This is a genomic window from Pedobacter gandavensis, assembly GCF_014172405.1.
Classification (GTDB): domain Bacteria; phylum Bacteroidota; class Bacteroidia; order Sphingobacteriales; family Sphingobacteriaceae; genus Pedobacter; species Pedobacter gandavensis.
In genome coordinates this window covers 333,825-354,300 of sequence record NZ_WNXC01000002.1, presented here as the reverse complement: position 1 = coordinate 354,300, position 20,476 = coordinate 333,825, and the positions used below count along the sequence as shown (strand labels likewise).

The following is a 20,476-nucleotide window of genomic DNA, read 5'->3' as shown; positions in this document are numbered from 1 at the left end:
TTACAATATTACACAATCGAAGGATATTGCAATTAAATTCGGCTGTTCATCCTGCAATATTGACGTTTTTAGTACAAATAAACTGCCAGTAGTAAAAAATCACAACACCACGATGGTTATCCCTACAAATACTTAATTTTGAAACCATGAGCAGTACCACGTATACAATTGACCATTTTGCGGAGATTCTTCATGCAAAGACTTTTATTCCTCAACCGAATTTGATCATCAGCAGACTGGTTATCGATAGCAGAACGGTTATTGACCCTGAAAGTTCTTTGTTCTTTGCCTTACAAGGGAAACGAGATGGTCATCAGTATATCAAGGAAGCTTATGAAAATGGGATCAGAAGTTTTGTAATCAGTGAGGAGCAATACTTCGGTGCTTTTCCTGAAGCAAATATGCTCTTGGTGGAGAACGTAAGTCAGGCGCTACAAACCATAGCCATTGCCCACAGAAATCAATTCGATTTAAAAGTGCTGGCAATTACCGGAAGTAACGGAAAAACCATCGTCAAGGAATGGCTGTATCAACTTTTGGCAGCCGATTATAACATTGTACGCAGTCCTAAAAGTTTCAATTCTCAGATCGGTGTGCCTTTGTCCGTATGGAATATCCAGAAAGACCATACCCTTGGGATTTTCGAAGCCGGGATCTCCAAAGAAAATGAAATGGATGCGCTCCAATGTATTATCCAACCTACAATTGGGATTTTAACAAATATTGGAGAAGCACATGCAGAAGGATTCTCCTCCCCAAAAGCAAAACTGCTGGAAAAACTTAAACTCTTTAAGGATACCGAACTTTTCATTTATTCACCGGAATATACCCATGGAATTCCAGCGAAAGAGCTCCCCGGACAAACGAAATTTTCCTGGAGTTTATCGCAAACCGCAGATTTACACATCTCTTTTATAGAACCTATCGAAGATAAAACCTATATCAGAGCCATCTATAAAGGAACAGAAATAGAGTGCCTGATCCCTTTTAGCGATAGGGCTTCAGTGGAAAATGGCATCATTTGTTGGGCAACATTACTCGCTATGGGCTACTCAGCAACTGCTGCGGATGCGCGACTGGAGAAACTAAACAAAGTAGGGATGAGGCTGGAGTTGAAAAATGGCATTAACCAATGCTCCATTATTGACGACTCTTACGTGGCGGATATTCCTTCACTTGCCATTGCATTAGACTTCCTGAATCTTCAAAATCAACACCCTAAAAAAACATTAATCCTGTCCGACTTACAAGAAACCGGTAAAAATGAAGCGGTTCTTTATGCGGAAATTGCTGACCTTTTAAAGCAGAAAAATCTGCAAAGACTGATCGGTATCGGCCCGAACATCTCTTCTATGGCTTCTTTATTTGATTTGGAAGCCTCATTCTATGAAAGTACACAAGATTTTATAGACCATTTTCCAGCCATTCATTTTTACGATGAAACCATCCTCGTTAAAGGTGCCAGGAAATTTGAATTTGAACGCATCAGTAAGATGATCGCGCAAAAAGTTCATGATACGGTATTAGAAATAGACTTAAATGCATTGGCGGGAAACCTTCAATTCTACCGCAATAAACTGAAGCCAGGTGTGAAAATCATGGCCATGGTGAAAGCATTCTCCTATGGAAGTGGTAGTTTTGAAATCGCCAATGTCCTGCAATATCATAAAGTAGACTACCTGGCCGTTGCTTATACCGATGAAGGAGTAGCTTTGAGAAAAGGCGGGATTACCTTGCCGATCATGGTGATGAGCCCCGAGCCTTCAGCCTTTGATGCCATCATAAAATATAAACTGGAACCGGAAATCTATAACCTCGATATCCTGAATAGCTTTATTAAGTTTCTTCCTACGGATACTTTCGACTATCCGGTACACCTTAAAATTGATACCGGTATGCACCGATTGGGTTTCGAAGAATCTGAACTCAACGATTTACTAAATACCATTCAAAACAGTAAAAAGATTAAAGTAGCTTCCGCATTTTCTCATTTAGTAGGAAGTGATGAGGTTCAACATGACGAATTTACCGAACATCAAATTCAAAGATTCAAATCATTTGCGCAAAAGATCACAGATGGACTCGGCTATAACTTGATATGGCACATCTCAAATACCTCTGGAATATCTCGCCATCCGGAAGCACAATTAGATATGGTACGTCTAGGTATCGGTTTATATGGGCATGATGGTGGATTAAACCATAATAAAGGGCTACAAACCGTTGCGGTATTAAAAACAACCATCACCCAGGTGAAAGAAATTAAAGCAAATGAAACTGTTGGTTACGGCAGACAAGGGCTTTTACCTGATGGGGGAACCATTGCAACAGTAAAAATCGGTTATGCTGATGGCTATACAAGAAGGTTTGGTAATGGAGTAGGCAAGATGTTAGTGAATGGCCAAATGGTGCCAACAGTTGGCGTCATCTGTATGGATATGTGTATGCTGGATGTGACCGGACTGGATGTGAAAACAGGTGATGAAGTCATCGTCTTCAATGGAAAACTCACTATTGCCATGCTCGCAGCACAAATTGGAACGATTCCCTACGAGATTTTAACGAATATTTCACAAAGGGTGAAACGGATTTATTTTTATGAGTAGTTTTGCAGCATGAACAGAATCGGTAGGGCCTTATTAAGATATATCATTAAAGGACTCTTAATTGTATTGCCTATAGCGCTAAGTATTTTTATTGTAATCGTAGCCGTAACTACTGTAGATAGCTGGTTAAACGTGAACAATATTTTAGGTGTTGATCCCAATACCGGCGCAAGTAGGAATATTCCCGGTCTTGGTTTGGCGCTGGTAGTCGCCATCACCTTAGTCGCAGGAATTTTCGTGACCAATTTCGTCACCGAACCGATGTACAACTGGTTTGCCAGAATCCTGGACAGACTTCCCATCCTGAAGTTCATTTACTCTTCCATTAAAGACCTTACAGAAGCCTTTGTTGGTGATGAAAAGAAATTCAATAACCCGGTACTCGTAGAAGTAGAAGGGGATTTAAAACGAATTGGCTTCTTAACGCAAAGCGACCTGACAAATATTGGCCTCCCTGGAGAATCTATTGTCTATTTTCCCTTTTCCTACTCTTTCGCCGGACAAGTTTATGTGGTGAAAAATGAAAAGATCAAACCCTTAAATATGACTGCCGCAGAAGCCATGAAACTGGTAGTTTCAGGTGGTGTAAGTCACATCTAAAGTGGTGTGAGTCACATCTAAAAATGATGCTGCAATAATGGCTTTAGGAATGCCTTATTTAAACAAGCGATAGAAATAAGCTATTTGTATTTTAAACGAAAATAAGACAGGGTAGTAAATCCGATACTGAATAATGATATCAGGATTAAACTTGCTCCTGCATGCGCTGATGCGGTGCCAAAATAATAGTATAATCCTGCGATAAGAAACAGGGACGTAACTATTGATCTGAGAATTATAGCTGTCATTTGTATTAAGTTGCTGATTGATACAATATACGTAATCCCAGTGTTTTTTTGGCTATTAAAAAATAAAAGAAGATAGTTGTGAGCCCGACATTCAAATCTTTTGCCCTTCAGCGAAAGATTTGAGGAGGGGAGCAACTATCTTCTTTTATTTAATTTAAACCTAGAAATTCGGTTTCAATACATACTTATCATAGAATCTGAAAATATGCTCTGCAGCTTCTTCAGCAGTATCTACCAACCTAAACAAGTTCAAATCTTCCGCATGAATGTTATGCTCTTTGTCCAACATCGTAGAAGTAATCCAATCTACCAGGCCACCCCAGTACTCTTTTCCTACCAATACAATCGGGAATCTCGCGATTTTACCAGTCTGAATCAATGTAATCGCCTCGAAAAGCTCATCCATTGTTCCCATACCACCAGGTAAAACCACAAAACCTTGCGAGTACTTCATGAACATCACCTTTCTGATGAAGAAGTAATCAAATTCCAATAACTTATTATGGTCAATATATTTATTGTGAAACTGCTCAAAAGGAAGGTCAATGTTTAACCCTACAGACTTTCCACCGTTCATGTGTGCACCTTTATTTCCCGCTTCCATAATACCAGGACCACCACCGGTGATCACGCCATAGCCGCGGTCTGTAAGCAACCTGCCACATTCTACTGCAATCTCATAATATTTATTTGTTTCCGCAGTTCTTGCTGATCCAAAGATGGATACACAAGGACCAATTTTCGCTAATTTCTCAAAGCCGTCTACAAATTCGGCCATTATTTTGAAGATCTGCCAAGAATCTGTAACTTTTATTTCCTGCCAATCCTTGTTTTCAAATGCACTTCTAATTTTCTCTTCACTTGTCATTCTATAGCTATTTAGTTCTTAAAATCTGGTTTCTAACGCTGTTTTTTTACTGATCAGCAACAGTCCAATAAAGGTGATCAATCCGTTCACCAGGATCAGTTCTACGCTAAATGTATAACCGCCAAGTAAAGTAGCGGAATTGGCATTGAGCAGGTAGCATATCGCTGGCGACAGGATACATACTAAAGGTACTAATTTATCATGAAGTCCTCTTTTCTTCATGAAAAGACCAAAACTGTATAAACCTAGCAATGGTCCGTAGGTATAGGAGGCTACTTTAAAGATACCCTTAACGACAGATTCATCATTTAAAGTATTGAAAACAATGATCACCACGAACATTAATAATGAAAATGCAACGTGTACCAGATGTCTTTTCCTTACCGCGCCTTCGGCTTTCGCATTTTTCTCTTTATCCATATGCAGAAAATCTACACAGAAGGAAGTGGTGAGTGCCGTCAATGCAGAATCTGTGGTGGCAAAAGTTGCCGCAGTTAAGCCCAACATGAACACAATAGCAGGCACCACACTCAAATGATTCAAGGCAATCTCCGGGAAAAGAAAATCCGTTCTCGGTTTTCCTGTCACATGATCCAATGGGATCTCGATCCCGTTCTTAGCCGCGTAGATATACAATAAAGCGCCTACACTTAGGAAAAAGATGTTCAAAATCACAAATATTCCTGTGAAAGTAAACATGTTTTTCTGTGCTTCGCCAATGGTTTTCATACTCAGGTTTTTTTGCATCAAATCTTGATCCAAACCTGTCATCGCAATGGTCACAAACATCCCTCCAATAAACTGCTTACTGAAATGGAAACCATTCGTCATAAAGTCCTCGTAAAAGAAAATCTTAGCATAACCACTCGTTTTAATGGCCTCAAAAGCCTGAGGGATATCCATATTCAGACTGCTGCAAATAAAATATAAGGTCAGAAAGACCGATAATACCAGGAAAAACGTTTGTAGTGTATCGGTGATGATGATGGTTTTTAAGCCACCTTTAAAAGTATAAGACCAGATTAAACCTAGAGAAATCAATACCGTTACCCAAAAAGGAACGCCATAACTGTCAAATATAAAACGCTGTAACACGATCACCACCAGGTATAAACGGAAAGCTGAGCCGATCGTTCTGCTGATCAAAAAGATGGATGCTGCAGTCTTATAACTGTAAAAACCTAAGCGCTTTTCAATATAGCTATAAATGGAAGTCAGCTGCATCCGATAATAGAGCGGGAGCAATACCGTAGCAATTATGATAAAGCCAACCGCATTTCCCAATACAAATTGAAAATATTGAAATTGATTGCCAGCAGGAGCGCCAACTTCTCCGGGAACGGAAATAAAAGTAACACCAGATAAGGCGGTACCAATCATTCCAAAAGCAACCAGGTACCATTTTGAATTTCTATTCGCAATGAAAAAAGTGGCATTGTCTGATGATTTTTTGGAAGTAGCAAAGGCAATGACGATCAATAGCAGGAAGTAACCAATCAAAAAAGACAAAAGTATAGCTGGGCTCATAGTATGTTTTTAGCAGCTAAATGTAAGAAAATCAAATTTTAAAAATCAAATAACGGAAGATAAATATAAATTTGTAAAATGAACTTTTCATCCAAACTTCTTGAAGACGCTGTCAACGAATTTGCAAAGTTACCTGGAGTCGGACAAAAGACCGCATTGCGATTGGTGTTACACCTGTTGAACAAAGAACAGGAAGAAGTTTCGAACTTCGGAAATGCCATCATCAAGCTCAGACAAGAGATCAAACATTGCGCAGTTTGCCATAATATTTCAGATCATTTGCATTGCGAAATCTGTACGGCCAACAAACGCGATAAAGAAGTGATTTGTGTGGTAGAAGATACCAGAGATGTGATGGCGGTAGAAAATACCTCCCAATATTTTGGGGTTTATCATGTATTGGGCGGATTAATCTCCCCAATGGATGGTGTAGGCCCGGCAGATCTTTTTATCGATTCTTTAGTGCAACGTGTGGCCACAAGCCCGGTTAAGGAAATAATTTTAGCATTGAGCGCAACAATGGAAGGAGATACCACGCTGTTCTACCTTTATAAACGCCTTAAAGATTTTCAAATCCCGGTCACCACCATTGCTCGTGGAATCGCTTTTGGTGGCGAATTGGAATATGCAGACGAAATCACACTCGGTCGCTCTATCATTACCAGAGTACCTTACGAAAACTCATTAATCAGATAATCAGCATGGATTTTAAGAATAAAGTAGTCATCATTACCGGTGCATCTTCTGGTATAGGAAAGGCTTGTGCCGAAGAATTTGCAAAACGTGGCGCAAATCTGGTGCTTGCCGCCAGACAATATGTGACCCTTTGTGAAGTTACCGCAAGCCTGGAAAGTAAATATGGCATCCGCGCGGTTGCGGTACAAGCTGATGTCAGTATAGAAGCAGATTGTGAAGCCTTAACAACGCAAGCATTACTTAGCTTTGGTAAAATAGATATCCTGGTGAATAACGCCGGGCTATCGATGCGTGCTTTATTCAATGACTTAGATCTTTCCGTATTGAAAAACCTGATGGATGTGAACTTTTGGGGCACCGTATATTGTACAAAATATGCTTTACCTGAGATTTTGAAAACCAAAGGCAGTGTAATTGGCGTATCTTCTATTGCAGGTTACCGCGGATTACCGGGAAGAACCGGATATTCAGCCTCCAAATTTGCCATGAACGGATTTATGGAAGCTTTAAGAACGGAATTATTGAAAACAGGGGTACATGTAATGGTGGCTTGCCCTGGTTTTACCGCTTCAAATATCCGCGTGACCGCATTGGCAAAAGATGGCCATGCACATGGAGAAACGAGTATGGAAGAAGGTAAAATGATGACCGCTGATGAGGTTGCCAACCGCATTGTAGATGGCATCGCAGCGAGAAAACGTACCCTGATTATGACCGGACAAGGTAAATTAACCGTTTGGTTGAATAAGTTGTTGCCCGGCCTGACAGATAATTTGGTATTCAACCACTTTACCAAAGAGAAGAACGCATTGATTAAATAAAAGATAAATGAAAACCAGGTTATTACTCATGATACTAGCTTTCGTCGGACAAGTTTTTACTTCCGCTGCCCAGATTAAGACAGCGAAAGATATCGATTACGGTCAGGAGCAAGGCAAGGTAAGCAACCAGTTGAACATCTATTACCCGGCAGATACGAGCGTCAAAAAGGGCGTCGTTGTCTTTATTCATGGCGGATCCTGGAGTAGTGGTAAGAAGGAAACTTATTGGTGGCTGGGTAGGAACCTGGCCCGTAAAGGACTCGTTGCCGTGATGATCAACTATGGTCTGGCGCCAGATCAGCAATATGCTCAAATGGCTCAGGATTGTGCTGCAGCAGTAGCCTGGGTGTCAAAACACATCAGCCCCTATGGCGGAAATCCAGAACGGATATTTCTGATGGGACATTCGGCCGGAGGACACTTGGCAGAGCTGATCAATGCAGACCCGGAATACCTGAAAACTGTAGGATTTAAAGGGGAAATTAAAGGGATGATTTTAAACGATGCTTTCGGTCTGGATATGAATGAGTACCTGAGCAAGGCCGAACACGATGACAACTACTATAATTTTCTGCGCACATTCAGCGAAAGCCCGGAAGTATGGACCAAAGCATCCCCATTAAACTATGTGCAGCAAATCAAGAATCCACATTTAATTTTTTATGGCGGAAAAACTTATCCGGCCATTCAACTGCAATCGGAACGCATCCAGAAGCAGTTAACCCAACAAAAGGTGCCCAGTACAATTCACGTAATTGAAGGCAAAAAACACGTTGGAATGATCAGCCAGATGATTTTTGGAAGCAACCAGCTGTATCAGAAGATTCTTGATTTTGTAACCCGGAATTAATCCCGGTTTCCTTTTAACCCTTTGGTTTTCAGAATATAATTTGTCTTTTGTTTGCGATTTTCAACTAAAAACAGCCATAAAACTTTAATATTTCAAGAAAAATTTTGCAATTATTAAAAACTATTCCATCTTTGCTTCAGATGATACAGACAAACGTACTTAATCTTTGGTGGTGGCACAACGCAATAGCGTAGTGTAACCCCCTATTTGAACGTTTTATTTTACATAAAAATATTTTGAGGGTTGCTTTTTAAAGCAGCCCTTTTTGTTTTATACCCCATGAAGAAAATACTAAACCACTTATTTGAGAATAAGACCTTCAGCCGAGCTGAAGCACAAAGAATATTGACGGCTATTGCTTTAGGTGAGTTTAATACTTCACAGATTGCAGCCTTTATTACCGCCTACGGGATGCGTAATATTACAGTTGAAGAACTACAAGGATTCAGAGATGCCATGCTCGACCTATGTGTCAAGCTGGACTTTTCAGATTATGAACTGATCGATCTTTGTGGTACTGGTGGTGATGGTAAAGATACTTTTAACATCTCTACACTCGCTTCTTTCGTGGTTGCGGGTTCCGGTAATAAAGTAGCAAAACATGGTAATTATGGGGTGTCTTCAGGCTGCGGTTCTTCTAACGTAATCGAATACCTGGGCTATCAATTCAGCAGCAACCAGGATACCCTAAAGAGAAACCTGGATACCGCTGGAATCTGTTTTATTCATGCCCCATTGTTTAATCCGGCGATGAAAACAGTAGCACCAATCCGTAAAGAACTGGGTGTAAAAACATTTTTCAATATGCTTGGCCCAATGTGTAATCCAGCACAGCCGAAAAACCAATTGGTAGGGGTGTTTAGCTTGGAACTTGCCCGTCTATACGCTTATCTATATCAGGATACCGATAAGAACTATACGATTCTGCATGCAGTCAATGGTTTTGATGAGGTCTCTTTGACCTGCGATTATAAGATCTTCAATAAAAAAGGAGAAGCTTTAGTGAAGGTTGCTGATATCGGTTTTGAAGAGATGGATGAATCGCTGATTAAAGGTGGTGATACGGTAGAATCTTCTGCAGAAATTTTCATGAATGTGTTAAATGGAGAAGCAACAGATGCACAACATAACGTGGTCTTGTGTAATGCCGCTTTGGCCTTACAAACCATAGACGACACCAAATCTTTTGCCGATTGTTTCTATGAAGCAGAAGAATCTTTGTTTAGCAAAAATGCATTGAAATGCTTTAAAACACTGATCGGAAATGCCTAGTCCTCAATTGAAAATATGTGGGATGTTACATCCGGAGAACATCAGGGAAGTTGCTGCTTTGCAACCTGATTATCTGGGCTTCATCTTTTTTAAAGGTTCTAAAAGATATGCCGGAACCGTATTGCCGGAAACTTTGGACGCTTTACCTGAAAACATAAAGAAAACAGGGGTTTTTGTGAATGAGACCTTGGAAATGGTGCTTAGCCTGGTTCATAAATACAACTTAAATGCCCTACAGTTGCATGGTGCGGAAAGCCCGGAATTCTGTCAGGAGTTAAAACTAAAATTAAATACAAGCGGGGCGCAGAAGGTACAGTTGATTAAATCATTTGGTGTAGATGAGGATTTCGATTTTAGTCAGCTTAATGCTTACGTAGGACGGGTAGATTATTTTTTGTTTGATACCCAAACTCCAGACCATGGGGGCTCAGGGCGTCAGTTCGACTGGCAACTATTGAGTAAATACACCCTCGAGACGCCGTATTTTTTAAGTGGCGGTATTGGTCTAGAAAGCGCGGAAATGTTAAATGGAATTGTAGATCCCAGGCTGTTTGCGATCGATGTAAATAGCAAGTTTGAAATCGAACCGGGATTAAAAGACCTTTCCAAACTGAAAGAATTTAAAAGCAAATTAACATAGGCTGTCTGGCCTGCAGCGGATCGAAAGATAAGCTGGCTTAGAAAAGACAGTGAGAAAAACAGTCATGATCCAGGATCAGCATCCCAATTAGCCGGAGTCTTCCAGCATAAAGGCGATGAGATCAGGATCAATAAAAGAAATAAGAACAAGATTATGAACTATTTTGTAAACGAAAAGGGATACTTTGGAGATTTTGGCGGAGCATATATCCCGGAGATGTTGTATCCTAATGTAGAGGAACTGAGAACCAAATACCTGGAAATTATTGCAGATGAGGGTTTTCAAAAGGAATTTCATCAACTGTTAAAGGACTATGTAGGCAGGCCTTCGCCATTGTACCTTGCCAAACGCTTATCTCAAAAGTATGGTGCAAATATCTTTCTGAAAAGAGAAGATTTGAACCATACCGGAGCACATAAAATCAACAATACGATTGGTCAGATTTTAGTGGCAGAACGTTTAGGAAAAAAACGCATCATTGCAGAAACCGGTGCAGGACAACATGGGGTAGCTACCGCTACAGTATGTGCATTGCGTGGTCTGGAATGTGTAGTTTACATGGGCGAAATTGACATCCAACGTCAGGCACCCAATGTGGCCAGAATGAAAATGCTGGGCGCAAAGGTAGTATCGGCAACTTCTGGTAGTAAAACTTTGAAAGATGCAACCAATGAGGCTATGCGCGACTGGATCAATAATCCAATCGATACCCATTACATCATCGGTTCTGTAGTAGGTCCACATCCTTACCCGGATATGGTGGCTACTTTTCAATCCATCATTTCTGAAGAAACCAAAAAACAACTGATCGAGCAAACGGTTAATGATCAGCCTGATTACGTATTGGCTTGTGTAGGTGGTGGAAGTAATGCGATGGGGATGTTCTATCATTTTATCAATGATGAAAAGGTGAAACTGATCGCCATTGAAGCCGCTGGAAAAGGGGTAGATAGCGGACATTCTGCTGCAACCACTGCTTTAGGTAAAGAAGGTGTATTACATGGTAGTAGAAGCATCCTGATGCAAACGGAAGATGGACAGGTGATTGAGCCATATTCCATCTCAGCAGGTTTAGATTACCCTGGCGTGGGCCCTCAGCATGCACATTTGTTCAAAACCTTAAGAGCACAGTATGTTTCTGTAACGGATGATGAAGCTTTACAAGCAGGTTTGTTATTGACGCAGCTGGAAGGAATTATTCCTGCCATTGAAAGTGCACACGCCCTGGCGTATTTAGAGAAAATGAAGTTTACAGGTAACGAAAATGTCGTGATTTGTTTGTCCGGAAGGGGAGATAAAGACATGGATACCTACATGAAGTATTTTGGTTTATAAGAAGAGCAATGAATAGAATTAATAAGTTATTTCAAGAGAAAAAAAACATACTATCCATCTATTATACCGCGGGTTACCCGAACTTAGGGGATACAGTGGCCATTGCGGAAGAGCTGGAAAGATCTGGTGCAGACCTATTGGAAATCGGATTCCCTTATTCTGACCCTGTTGCTGATGGACCAGTGATCCAAGCGAGTAGTAAAGCCGCATTGGATGCTGGTATGACGCTTAAGTTGTTATTCGAGCAATTGAAAGACCTGCGTAAAACAGTAAGCATCCCGGTTTTATTGATGGGTTATGTGAACCCATTGTTACAATATGGTGTGGCTAATTTCTGCAAGTCATGCGCCGAAGTAGGTGTGGATGGTTGTATCGTTCCCGATCTTCCAATGGCAGAATACGAGGAGCTTTATGCCAACGATTTTAAACAATATGATTTAACAAATATCTTCCTGGTAACACCTCAAACCGCTCCGGAAAGAATTCAAAAGATCGATAGTTTAAGTAACGGTTTCATCTACCTGCTGTCTTCTTCGGCCACCACCGGACAAAATTTACAGGTGTCTGAAGGTACAGAAGCGTATTTCTCCAGAATCGCAGCCTTGAAGTTAAAGAACCCAACCATGATCGGTTTCGGAATCAGTAGCAAAGAAACCTTTGATAAAGCTTGTCAGTATGCCAACGGAGCCATCATCGGTAGTGCTTTTGTAAAGAACCTCAAATCCGATGATGTATCCGGTAGTGTGAAAGATTTTATGAAAACTTTTAAGCCGTAACAGCTTTCTTTTTGTTGATGGATTTCAGGTAAATAAAACCTGCTAATCCAGCAACTATAGAGGCGCAAAGGATGGCAAATTTAGCCTCCGTAACCTGCATCTCGTCGCTGAATGACAATAGGGAAATAAAAATGGACATGGTAAATCCAATTCCGGCAAGCATACCCAATCCGATGATGTGCTTCCAACCGGATCTGGAAGGTAAAGTTCCCAGTTTAAGCTTTACCGCCAACCATGAAAATAAAGTTACCCCTATTGTTTTTCCGGCAAATAGCCCCAGAATAATCCCCATTCCCAATGGAGAAACGAGGCCGCCCAACATTTCCCTCTGAAAAGTAATGTTCGTATTTGCCAAAGCAAAAATAGGCATGATAAAGTAATTTACCGGTCCGTTTAACAGGTGCTCCAGTTTTTCCAAAGGAGATTCTACACTGGTCTTGTTGCAAGGGATGGTAAAGGCAAGGAGTACCCCCGCAATCGTCGCATGGATGCCCGAATGGTGGATGAAATACCAAAGGAATATCCCCGGAATCAGGTAAAAAAATAAGGCTTTTAAGTTCAGGTAATTGAATAAGGCTAAGACCGCGAGTACGCCTCCAGCCATTAAAAGGTAATCAAAATGGACTTCATTGGTGTAAAACACCGCAATCACGAGGATGGCACCAAGGTCGTCCACAATGGCCAATGCGGCTAAAAATACTTTTAAAGAAGTAGGCACACTTTTACCCAACATAGAAATGATGGCCAATGCAAAAGCAATGTCAGTAGCCATTGGGATGCCCCAACCACTTGCAGCAGGAGATCCGGCATTGAAGGCAAAGTATATCCCGGCAGGAACAATCATTCCACCCAATGCCGCAATAACAGGTAAAGAAGCTTTTTTCATGGAAGACAGCTCCCCTTCCAGTAGCTCTCTTTTAATCTCCAGGCCTACCAGGAGGAAGAATACAGCCATTAAAGCATCATTAATCCAGGCCGATACGGTATAGGATATGCTGGTACTGCCAAAGCTGATGCCCAATTCGGTACTCAGTAAATTGGCAAAGCCAGTACTAAAAGAAGAGTTTGCGATAAACAAAGAGATCGCCACACAAATCAGGAGGATGATGCCCCCAATCTGTCCGGAACGGAAAAAATCCTTGAATGCTTGTAAGTTTAATAGTTTCGCCATGTGCTAAAGATAAGATTCAAGGGGGAGTTAGGCAACAATTTAAAGGTAACTTTCCAAATCGCCTTTTCCTTCACGAATGATTTCAAATCCTCCGGAAGTACAATCTACAACTGTAGAAGGTTCATTGTCACCGTATCCACCATCAATCACCAGGTCTACGGTATCTTCGTATTTCTCATGGATCAATTCCGGGTCAGTAGAGTATTCAATCACCTCGTCGTCGTCTCTAATGGAGGTAGACAAGATCGGATTTCCTAATAATTTCACGATTTCTCTGGCAATGTCATTGTCAGGAACCCTAATGCCGACTGTCTTCTTCTTCGAACTCAACAGTTTTGGTACATTGTTATTCGCGTTAAATATAAACGTGAAAGGACCGGGTAATGCCTTCTTAAGTACTCTGAAGATGGTCGTGTCAATCGGTTTGATGAAATCTGAGATGTGTCTCAAATCTGAGCAAATAAAAGAAAAATTGGCCTTTTCAGGTTTAATGCCTCGTAATCGACATATTTTCTCTACTGCTTTTTGGTTGGTGATGTCACAACCTAATCCATAAATGGTATCGGTAGGATAGATGATGATGCCTCCTTTTTTCAAGACTTCAACAACTTCTTCAATTGCCTTAGGATTTGGATTCTCAGGATATATTTTTACTAGCATGCGTAAATTTACACAATCTTTGTACCGAATTTGTGTTATTGTTGTTGTATTGGTATGTTTTCATTAATTTATCTTTTATGAGAAAAGCTTTTATTGCAATTGCTGCATTTTTGGTGGCTGCGACGTTGATGATCAGCTTCGCCTGGCCACCGTTTTATTGGGCATTTATTTTTATCGGTCCAATCATCCTGCTTGGGATTTATGATCTGTATCAACCCAAACACAGTATTGTAAGAAACTATCCGGTAGTGGGCAGGTTGAGGTACCTGGCGGAAGACCTCCGCCCAAAAGTATACCAGTACTTTGTAGAAAGTGATACCAATGGGAAACCTTTCAGCAGGTTAAACCGCTCCCTGATCTACCAGCGTGCAAAACGAGAAAATGACACGATTCCTTTTGGAACCCAGCTGGATGTCTATGAAAACGGATATGAATGGCTGAGTCATAGTATCGCAGCAATCAGTCATACCGAATTAAATGAAGACCCAAGGGTATTGGTTGGCGGCCCGGAATGCCGACAACCTTATTCTGCGAGCATCTATAATATTTCTGCAATGAGTTTTGGCTCCCTGAGTCAAAATGCCATTTTAGCTTTAAACGGAGGTGCAAAACTCGGCAACTTCGCTCACAATACCGGAGAAGGTGGGATCAGTGATTACCATGCCAATCCTGGTGGGGATTTGATTTGGCAGATTGGTACCGGTTATTTCGGCTGCCGCCATCATGATGGTACTTTTAATTTTGAAGCCTTTGGTGAAAAAGCGCAATCATCACAAGTGAAAATGATTGAGATCAAGCTTTCTCAGGGGGCAAAGCCTGGCCATGGGGGGATTTTACCCGCAAAGAAGGTCACACCGGAAATTGCCAGAATAAGATTGGTAAAAGAAGGCTTTGATGTGATCTCTCCACCTGCCCATTCCGCCTTCAAGACGCCGCTGGAAATGGTGGCTTTTGTCCAGAAATTAAGAGACCTGTCTGGAGGGAAACCCATCGGTTTCAAACTTTGTATTGGCAGAAGAAGTGAGTTCTTTGCCATCTGTAAAGCCATGTCCGAAACCGGTATCTACGTTGATTTTATCACCGTAGATGGGGGAGAAGGTGGTACCGGTGCCGCACCACAGGAATTTTCAAACGCTGTAGGTATGCCGCTGAGAGAAGGTATTGCTTTTGTCTATGATGTGCTGACCGGATTTGATTTAAAACAACACATTAAAATCATCGCTTCTGGAAAAGTAGCTTCGGGCTTTGACCTGGTCAAGAACATCGCATTAGGCGCAGATTTGTGTAACTCCGCAAGGGGAATGATGTTTGCCTTAGGGTGTATTCAAGCTTTGGAATGTAATAGCAATACCTGCCCGACAGGTGTGGCCACTCAGGATCCGAGTTTAATGAAAGGCTTGGTGGTAGAGGATAAAAAAGTGAGGGTTCATAATTTCCATAAGCTGACGATAGGTAGTGCTGTAGAGCTGCTTGGAGCGGCAGGATTGCACCATCCTTATCAATTAACCAGAGCTTATATCAATAGAAGGATTGCGCCAAATGTGATGCAGTCTTATATGGAGACTTTTCCCTATATCCCGGAAGGAAGTTTGCTAAAAACACCTTACCCCTTACGCTTTGAATTGGGGATGGCGCTAAGCACCTCCAGTAGTTTTAACCCAACGGATTATAAGGTGTCTCTGGTAGATTATGCGCATGCAAATTCTTTCAATGACAGCCTTCCTCCAGCTGCACAAAGCTAATTCGCTAAACAACAACTCAATTGAAAATAAATAGAAAAGGCCAGGATCGTTAAAAATCCTGGCCTTCTTCATTTATCGCTTTGAAGCTTAAAACTCTGCGTTTCTAGGGAAACGAGGGAAAGCAATCACGTCTCTGATGTTGGTCATGCCACTCACAAAAAGTACCAGTCTTTCGAAACCTAATCCGAAACCGGAGTGTGGTGCTGATCCAAAACGTCTGGTGTCTAAGAACCACCAAAGTTCTTCCTGAGGGATGTTTAACTCATCCATTCTTTGTGTCAGTTTATCTAAGCGTTCCTCTCTTTGAGAACCACCAATCATTTCACCGATACCAGGGAAAAGGATGTCCATCGCAGCCACCGTTTTTCTACCTTGAGCATCCGGCTCATTCTGACGCATATAGAAAGATTTAATATCTGCCGGGTAATCCGTTAAGATCACCGGTTTTTTGAAATGTTTCTCTACCAGGTAACGCTCATGCTCTGATTGTAAATCTGCTCCCCACTCATCAATAAGATATTTGAATTGTTTCTTTTGATTAGGTTTTGAAGATCTTAAGATCGCAATTGCTTCTGTATAAGTTAAACGCTCGAAATCATTGTCTAAACAGAAGTTCAACTTGTCAATCAGCGACAATTCACTGCGCTCATTCTGAGGTTTAGTTTTCTCTTCTTCCAGTAAACGGTTGTTTAAGAAGTCGATTTCTTCTTTACAGTTGTCTAAAGCATATTTGATCACATACTTCATCATGTCCTCTGCCAATTGCATGTTGTCTTCCAGGTCTGCAAAAGCAACCTCTGGCTCAATCATCCAAAATTCTGCAAGGTGACGGGTGGTGTTTGAGTTTTCAGCTCTGAATGTAGGGCCGAAAGTATAAATTTGTCCAAAAGCCATAGCTGCAAGCTCACCTTCTAACTGTCCGGAAACGGTAAGGTTAGTGGCACGGGCAAAGAAATCCTGAGAGAAATCTACTTTACCATCTTCTGTTTTTGGAGGATTGTCTAAATCTAAAGTGGTTACTTTAAACATTTCACCAGCACCTTCTGCATCAGAAGCCGTAATGATCGGGGTATGCATATAAGTAAACCCTCTTTCATTGTAAAACTGATGAATCGCAAAAGCTAAAGCATGACGCAATTTGAAAACCGCATTGAAAGTATTGGTACGGAAACGTAAATGAGCGATTTCTCTTAAAAACTCTAAACTATGTTTCTTAGGTTGTAATGGGAATTTTTCCGGATCACTATCTCCTAATATTTCAATAGTATTCGCTTTGATGTCAACTCTCTGACCTTTACCAACAGATTCTACGATCGTACCAGTCACCGCAATAGCAGCGCCTGTAGTGATGCGTTTCAATAAATCTTCAGGGGTATTATTAAAGTCAACAACAATCTGGATGTTTCCCATGCAGGAACCATCATTGATAGCAATAAACTGATTGTTGCGGAAAGTACGCACCCAACCCATCACTGTTACTTCTCTGTCGAACTGCTCTGTCTCTAACAGGCTTTTTACTTTTTCTCTTTTGATCATGATTTTATTGTGGAGAGGTTCAAAAATAAGGATTTAATCAATAAATCAGATTTTTTTTATGGTTCTTATTATATTAAGTTTGCGCAGCGACATCTCAATCCTAATTAACGTGCAATCAAATCATAAAAAGTATTTCTGGCAAAATGCCATTGGGGAAATAATGGAGTTCTCTTTAGAAGAACGCATTTTTAATACCATCTGTATTTTTGCGTTTTTTGCCATGCTGATTGAAGCCCCCTATAATTATCTTATGGGTTTCGAAGAATTGGCCTGGCTGTGCTGTGTCTGTATGGTCTTTATTGCCGGACTATACCACCTTTCTAAAGTAAAACGGAAATCTTCCATCGCCATTACTTTATTCTGTATCGCCAGTAACCTGACTTTTATCTACTGTTACTTTTACAATTCAGGGATTTTTGGGCCCAATCTGCTGCTTTTTACCCTTTCATTTTTTATCATCATTACCATCATCCCAAAAACACAATATAAGTTTTGGGTACCGATCAATATGCTGGTGGTATTGTCTGTGTTGATGATCGAGTATTATTGGCCAACGCTGGCACCCATCCTATACCTTAACTCCTTAGTAAAAACCATAGATTTTGCAGTAACCTATATCGTCTCCACCATTTTAATCTTCCTGTCGATACGCTATATGCGCAGAAATTATGACCATGAGCGCCTTTCTGTTGAGCAACGAAACCGGGAGATTGAAGCGCAAAAAGATGAAATTTTACTGCAAAAGGCAGAGCTTGAATATTTGAACAGGGAAAAGGATCGGTTGCTGTCTATTGTAGCACACGATGTGAGGATGCCTTTAAGCTCTATTCAAGGCTATCTGGAAATTCTAAATTCAATTGGTTTGGAGGAAGAGGAGAAACAGTTGATAGAGGGGCAGTTGTTGCAAATTACCAGAGATACTTCGGAGATGCTCATGAACCTGTTGTCCTGGTCTAAGACGCAGCTCAAAGGAAGTAATGTACGACTTAGTGCTCTGGATGTGAATGAAGCCCTTCAGGGCTGGTTAAAAATTGAACATACGATCGCTGTTAAGAAAGGAGTGCGATTGCGGATGCTAACTGCAGGGCAGCTCTATGTAATGGCCGATCATGATATGTTACAACTGGTGATTAGAAACCTGGTGTCTAATGCCATCAAATTTACGCCCAAGGGGGGAGAAGTGATTATTTCTACCCGTTATCGTGCGGGAGATGGTTTGATCCTAATTTCTGATACAGGGATCGGGATTACGCCTGAAAAGCAGGAACGCCTGTTCCAGCTCAATGCCTCCGCTACTTATGGTACAAATAATGAAAAAGGGATCGGGCTTGGTTTACTCTTATGTAAGGAGTTTACCGAAAAACAACAAGGACGTATCTGGTTCGAAACTGAAGTTAATAAGGGTTCTATTTTTTACGTTTCCTTGAAATTGGAGGCTGTTTAGTGCTTATTTTTTAGTGATTATTAGTTTTTAACGCCTTTAAATTGAATTTAACTTTGTTTTTATTGGTGTTTTCTGAATTTGTATGGATTATTTTGAGTTTATTTTGGTATTTGTGTTTAAAAATTGATTTTTAATAAGTTTATTTTTATGTTTTTGTAGATTCTCACCTTTAGTTGTCTGTTTTATTATGATTTTTTGTTTATTTTTTATTGATAATACGATTTATGGGTATTTATTTTAAAATAAATTGTGAATTGTGTCTTTAAATTCTATATTTGTGTCAGCTCGTTTAATTTATATTTGGTTAAAGCGGCCTACAGTTGGATGACTGTAGGCCGCTTTTGTGTTTTTAGGGATTTTTCCATAAAAAAAGAGGCCAATTGAATGAACAATTGACCTCTTTGTGAGTTTTAGAAAAAAGACTGGTGCTTATGCCAATACTTTAGTTACTAAATCTGCAGCATCTTTCAATGCGATTGCAGAATATACTTTTAATCCTGACTCATCAATTAACTGTTTCGCTTCAGCGGCATTAGTACCTTGTAAACGACAGATAATTGGAACAGGAATATCACCAATTTCTTTGTAAGCATCGATTACACCTTGAGCTACACGGTCGCAACGAACGATACCACCAAAGATGTTAATCAAAATAGCTTTCACATTAGGGTCCTTAAGGATAATGTTGAAACCTGCTTTTACAGTTTGTGCGTTTGCAGTTCCACCTACGTCCAGGAAGTTAGCTGGCTCACCACCTGCGATTTTGATGATGTCCATGGTCGCCATTGCTAAACCAGCACCGTTAACCATACAGCCAACGTTACCATCTAATTTCACATAGTTTAAGTTAGACTCACTTGCTTCCACATCTGTTGGATCTTCTTCCAATTTATCACGCATTGCTGCATAATCAGGGTGACGGAACAATGCGTTCTCATCTAAGTCAACTTTAGCATCAACAGCGATGATTTTGTCATCAGAAGTTTTCAATACCGGGTTGATTTCAAACATCGCAGAGTCAGTGCTGTCATATGCTTTGTAAAGCGCAGTGATAAATTTCACCATGTCTTTGAAAGCTGCACCACTTAATCCTAGATTGAAGGCAATTTTACGAGCCTGGAATCCTTGAAGACCAACTTTAGGGTCAATCTCTTCTTTGAATATTAGATGAGGTGTCTTTTCTGCAACTTCTTCAATATCCATTCCACCTTCGGTAGAATACATAATGATGTTAGTTCCAGTTGAACGGTTTAAAAGCACGCTCACATAGAACTCTTTAGTTTCAGACGCTCCAGGATAATAAACATCCTGTGCCACTAAAATTTTGTTAACTTTCTTTCCTTCCGGGCCAGTTTGAGGAGTTACCAATTGCATACCTAAAATGTCGGTCGCTCTTTGTTGAACTTCTTCCAGGTTTTTCGCCAGCTTTACGCCACCGCCTTTACCTCTTCCGCCTGCATGGATTTGTGCTTTAATCACAACCCAATCAGAATTGTAGTCGGTTTTCATTTTTTTAGCCGCTTCTACAGCCTGCTCAACCGTATGGGCAACGATGCCTTCTTGTACGGCTACACCAAAACTTTTAAGTATTTCTTTACCTTGATATTCGTGGATATTCATTTGCTGAAAAAATTTGTCCAAATCTACAATTTCAGATTGGTTTTAAAAACAGTAAGTTTGCATT

At 40.6% G+C, this 20,476-nt stretch carries 17 protein-coding genes; 11 read left to right on the top strand and 6 right to left on the bottom strand.

Annotated elements, in window-relative coordinates:
* Positions 1-146 precede the first annotated feature (146 nt).
* Both GM920_RS09365 and GM920_RS09360 read left to right on the top strand, forming a co-directional pair.
* Positions 147-2,606, top strand: a complete 2,460-nt coding sequence (locus GM920_RS09365; protein WP_182956174.1) for a bifunctional UDP-N-acetylmuramoyl-tripeptide:D-alanyl-D-alanine ligase/alanine racemase — start codon at positions 147-149, stop codon at positions 2,604-2,606.
* A gap of 9 nt (positions 2,607-2,615) precedes the next feature.
* On the top strand, positions 2,616-3,206 hold the full coding sequence (locus GM920_RS09360; protein ID WP_182956171.1) for a DUF502 domain-containing protein: 591 nt from the start codon (positions 2,616-2,618) through the stop codon (positions 3,204-3,206).
* 408 nt (positions 3,207-3,614) lie between these two features.
* Here the strand turns inward: GM920_RS09360 and GM920_RS09355 are convergent, their stop codons facing one another.
* On the bottom strand, positions 3,615-4,322 hold the full coding sequence (locus GM920_RS09355; RefSeq protein WP_182956168.1) for an LOG family protein: 708 nt from the start codon (positions 4,320-4,322) through the stop codon (positions 3,615-3,617).
* An 18-nt stretch (positions 4,323-4,340) separates the two neighbouring features.
* A complete protein-coding gene (locus tag GM920_RS09350; protein WP_182956166.1) occupies positions 4,341-5,849 on the bottom strand; it encodes a sodium:solute symporter in 1,509 nt (502 codons plus the stop codon).
* Between the two features lie 78 nt (positions 5,850-5,927).
* Here GM920_RS09350 and recR point away from each other — a divergent pair, with 78 nt between their 5' ends.
* The 7 genes from recR to trpA all read left to right on the top strand — a co-directional run bounded on the left by recR (position 5,928) and on the right by trpA (position 12,239).
* Complete coding sequence (gene recR / locus GM920_RS09345; protein WP_182956163.1) at positions 5,928-6,545, top strand: recombination mediator RecR; 618 nt, start codon at positions 5,928-5,930, stop codon at positions 6,543-6,545.
* Between the two features lie 5 nt (positions 6,546-6,550).
* Positions 6,551-7,366, top strand: coding sequence for an SDR family oxidoreductase (locus GM920_RS09340; protein WP_182956160.1), 816 nt, complete (start codon positions 6,551-6,553; stop codon positions 7,364-7,366).
* A 7-nt stretch (positions 7,367-7,373) separates the two neighbouring features.
* Positions 7,374-8,216, top strand: coding sequence for an alpha/beta hydrolase (locus GM920_RS09335; protein WP_182956157.1), 843 nt, complete (start codon positions 7,374-7,376; stop codon positions 8,214-8,216).
* A 279-nt stretch (positions 8,217-8,495) separates the two neighbouring features.
* The gene (gene trpD, locus GM920_RS09330) at positions 8,496-9,488 is read left to right on the top strand and encodes an anthranilate phosphoribosyltransferase (protein WP_182956155.1); all 993 of its coding nucleotides are present in this window, start codon (positions 8,496-8,498) and stop codon (positions 9,486-9,488) included.
* A complete protein-coding gene (locus tag GM920_RS09325) occupies positions 9,481-10,128 on the top strand; it encodes a phosphoribosylanthranilate isomerase (RefSeq protein ID WP_182956153.1) in 648 nt (215 codons plus the stop codon). Before trpD ends, GM920_RS09325 begins: the two co-directional genes overlap by 8 nt.
* 153 nt (positions 10,129-10,281) lie before the next feature.
* Entirely contained in the window at positions 10,282-11,463 is a 1,182-nt protein-coding gene (trpB, locus tag GM920_RS09320; protein ID WP_182956151.1) for a tryptophan synthase subunit beta, read from the top strand.
* Between the two features lie 8 nt (positions 11,464-11,471).
* Positions 11,472-12,239 carry a tryptophan synthase subunit alpha gene (gene trpA, locus GM920_RS09315; protein ID WP_182956148.1) on the top strand — a complete coding sequence of 256 codons (768 nt, stop codon included), beginning with the start codon at positions 11,472-11,474 and terminating at the stop codon, positions 12,237-12,239.
* On the opposite strand, the gene nhaA is transcribed toward trpA, so the two are convergent.
* Positions 12,229-13,410 carry a Na+/H+ antiporter NhaA gene (gene nhaA, locus GM920_RS09310; RefSeq protein WP_182956145.1) on the bottom strand — a complete coding sequence of 394 codons (1,182 nt, stop codon included), beginning with the start codon at positions 13,408-13,410 and terminating at the stop codon, positions 12,229-12,231. The genes trpA and nhaA overlap by 11 nt on opposite strands.
* Before the next feature lie 39 nt (positions 13,411-13,449).
* Positions 13,450-14,070: an L-threonylcarbamoyladenylate synthase gene (locus GM920_RS09305; protein ID WP_182956142.1), complete on the bottom strand. Its 621-nt coding sequence runs from the start codon at positions 14,068-14,070 to the stop codon at positions 13,450-13,452.
* 77 nt (positions 14,071-14,147) lie between these two features.
* Between GM920_RS09305 and GM920_RS09300 the strand changes: the two genes are divergently transcribed.
* A complete protein-coding gene (locus GM920_RS09300) occupies positions 14,148-15,812 on the top strand; it encodes an FMN-binding glutamate synthase family protein (RefSeq protein ID WP_182956140.1) in 1,665 nt (554 codons plus the stop codon).
* 87 nt (positions 15,813-15,899) lie between these two features.
* Here GM920_RS09300 and asnS read toward each other — a convergent pair whose 3' ends face one another.
* Complete coding sequence (gene asnS, locus GM920_RS09295; protein ID WP_202986075.1) at positions 15,900-17,348, bottom strand: asparagine--tRNA ligase; 1,449 nt, start codon at positions 17,346-17,348, stop codon at positions 15,900-15,902.
* Between the two features lie 109 nt (positions 17,349-17,457).
* Here asnS and GM920_RS23925 point away from each other — a divergent pair, with 109 nt between their 5' ends.
* Entirely contained in the window at positions 17,458-18,792 is a 1,335-nt protein-coding gene (locus tag GM920_RS23925; protein ID WP_182956137.1) for an ATP-binding protein, read from the top strand.
* A 429-nt stretch (positions 18,793-19,221) separates the two neighbouring features.
* Here the strand turns inward: GM920_RS23925 and sucC are convergent, their stop codons facing one another.
* On the bottom strand, positions 19,222-20,412 hold the full coding sequence (sucC, locus tag GM920_RS09285; protein WP_182956134.1) for an ADP-forming succinate--CoA ligase subunit beta: 1,191 nt from the start codon (positions 20,410-20,412) through the stop codon (positions 19,222-19,224).
* Positions 20,413-20,476 lie beyond the last annotated feature (64 nt).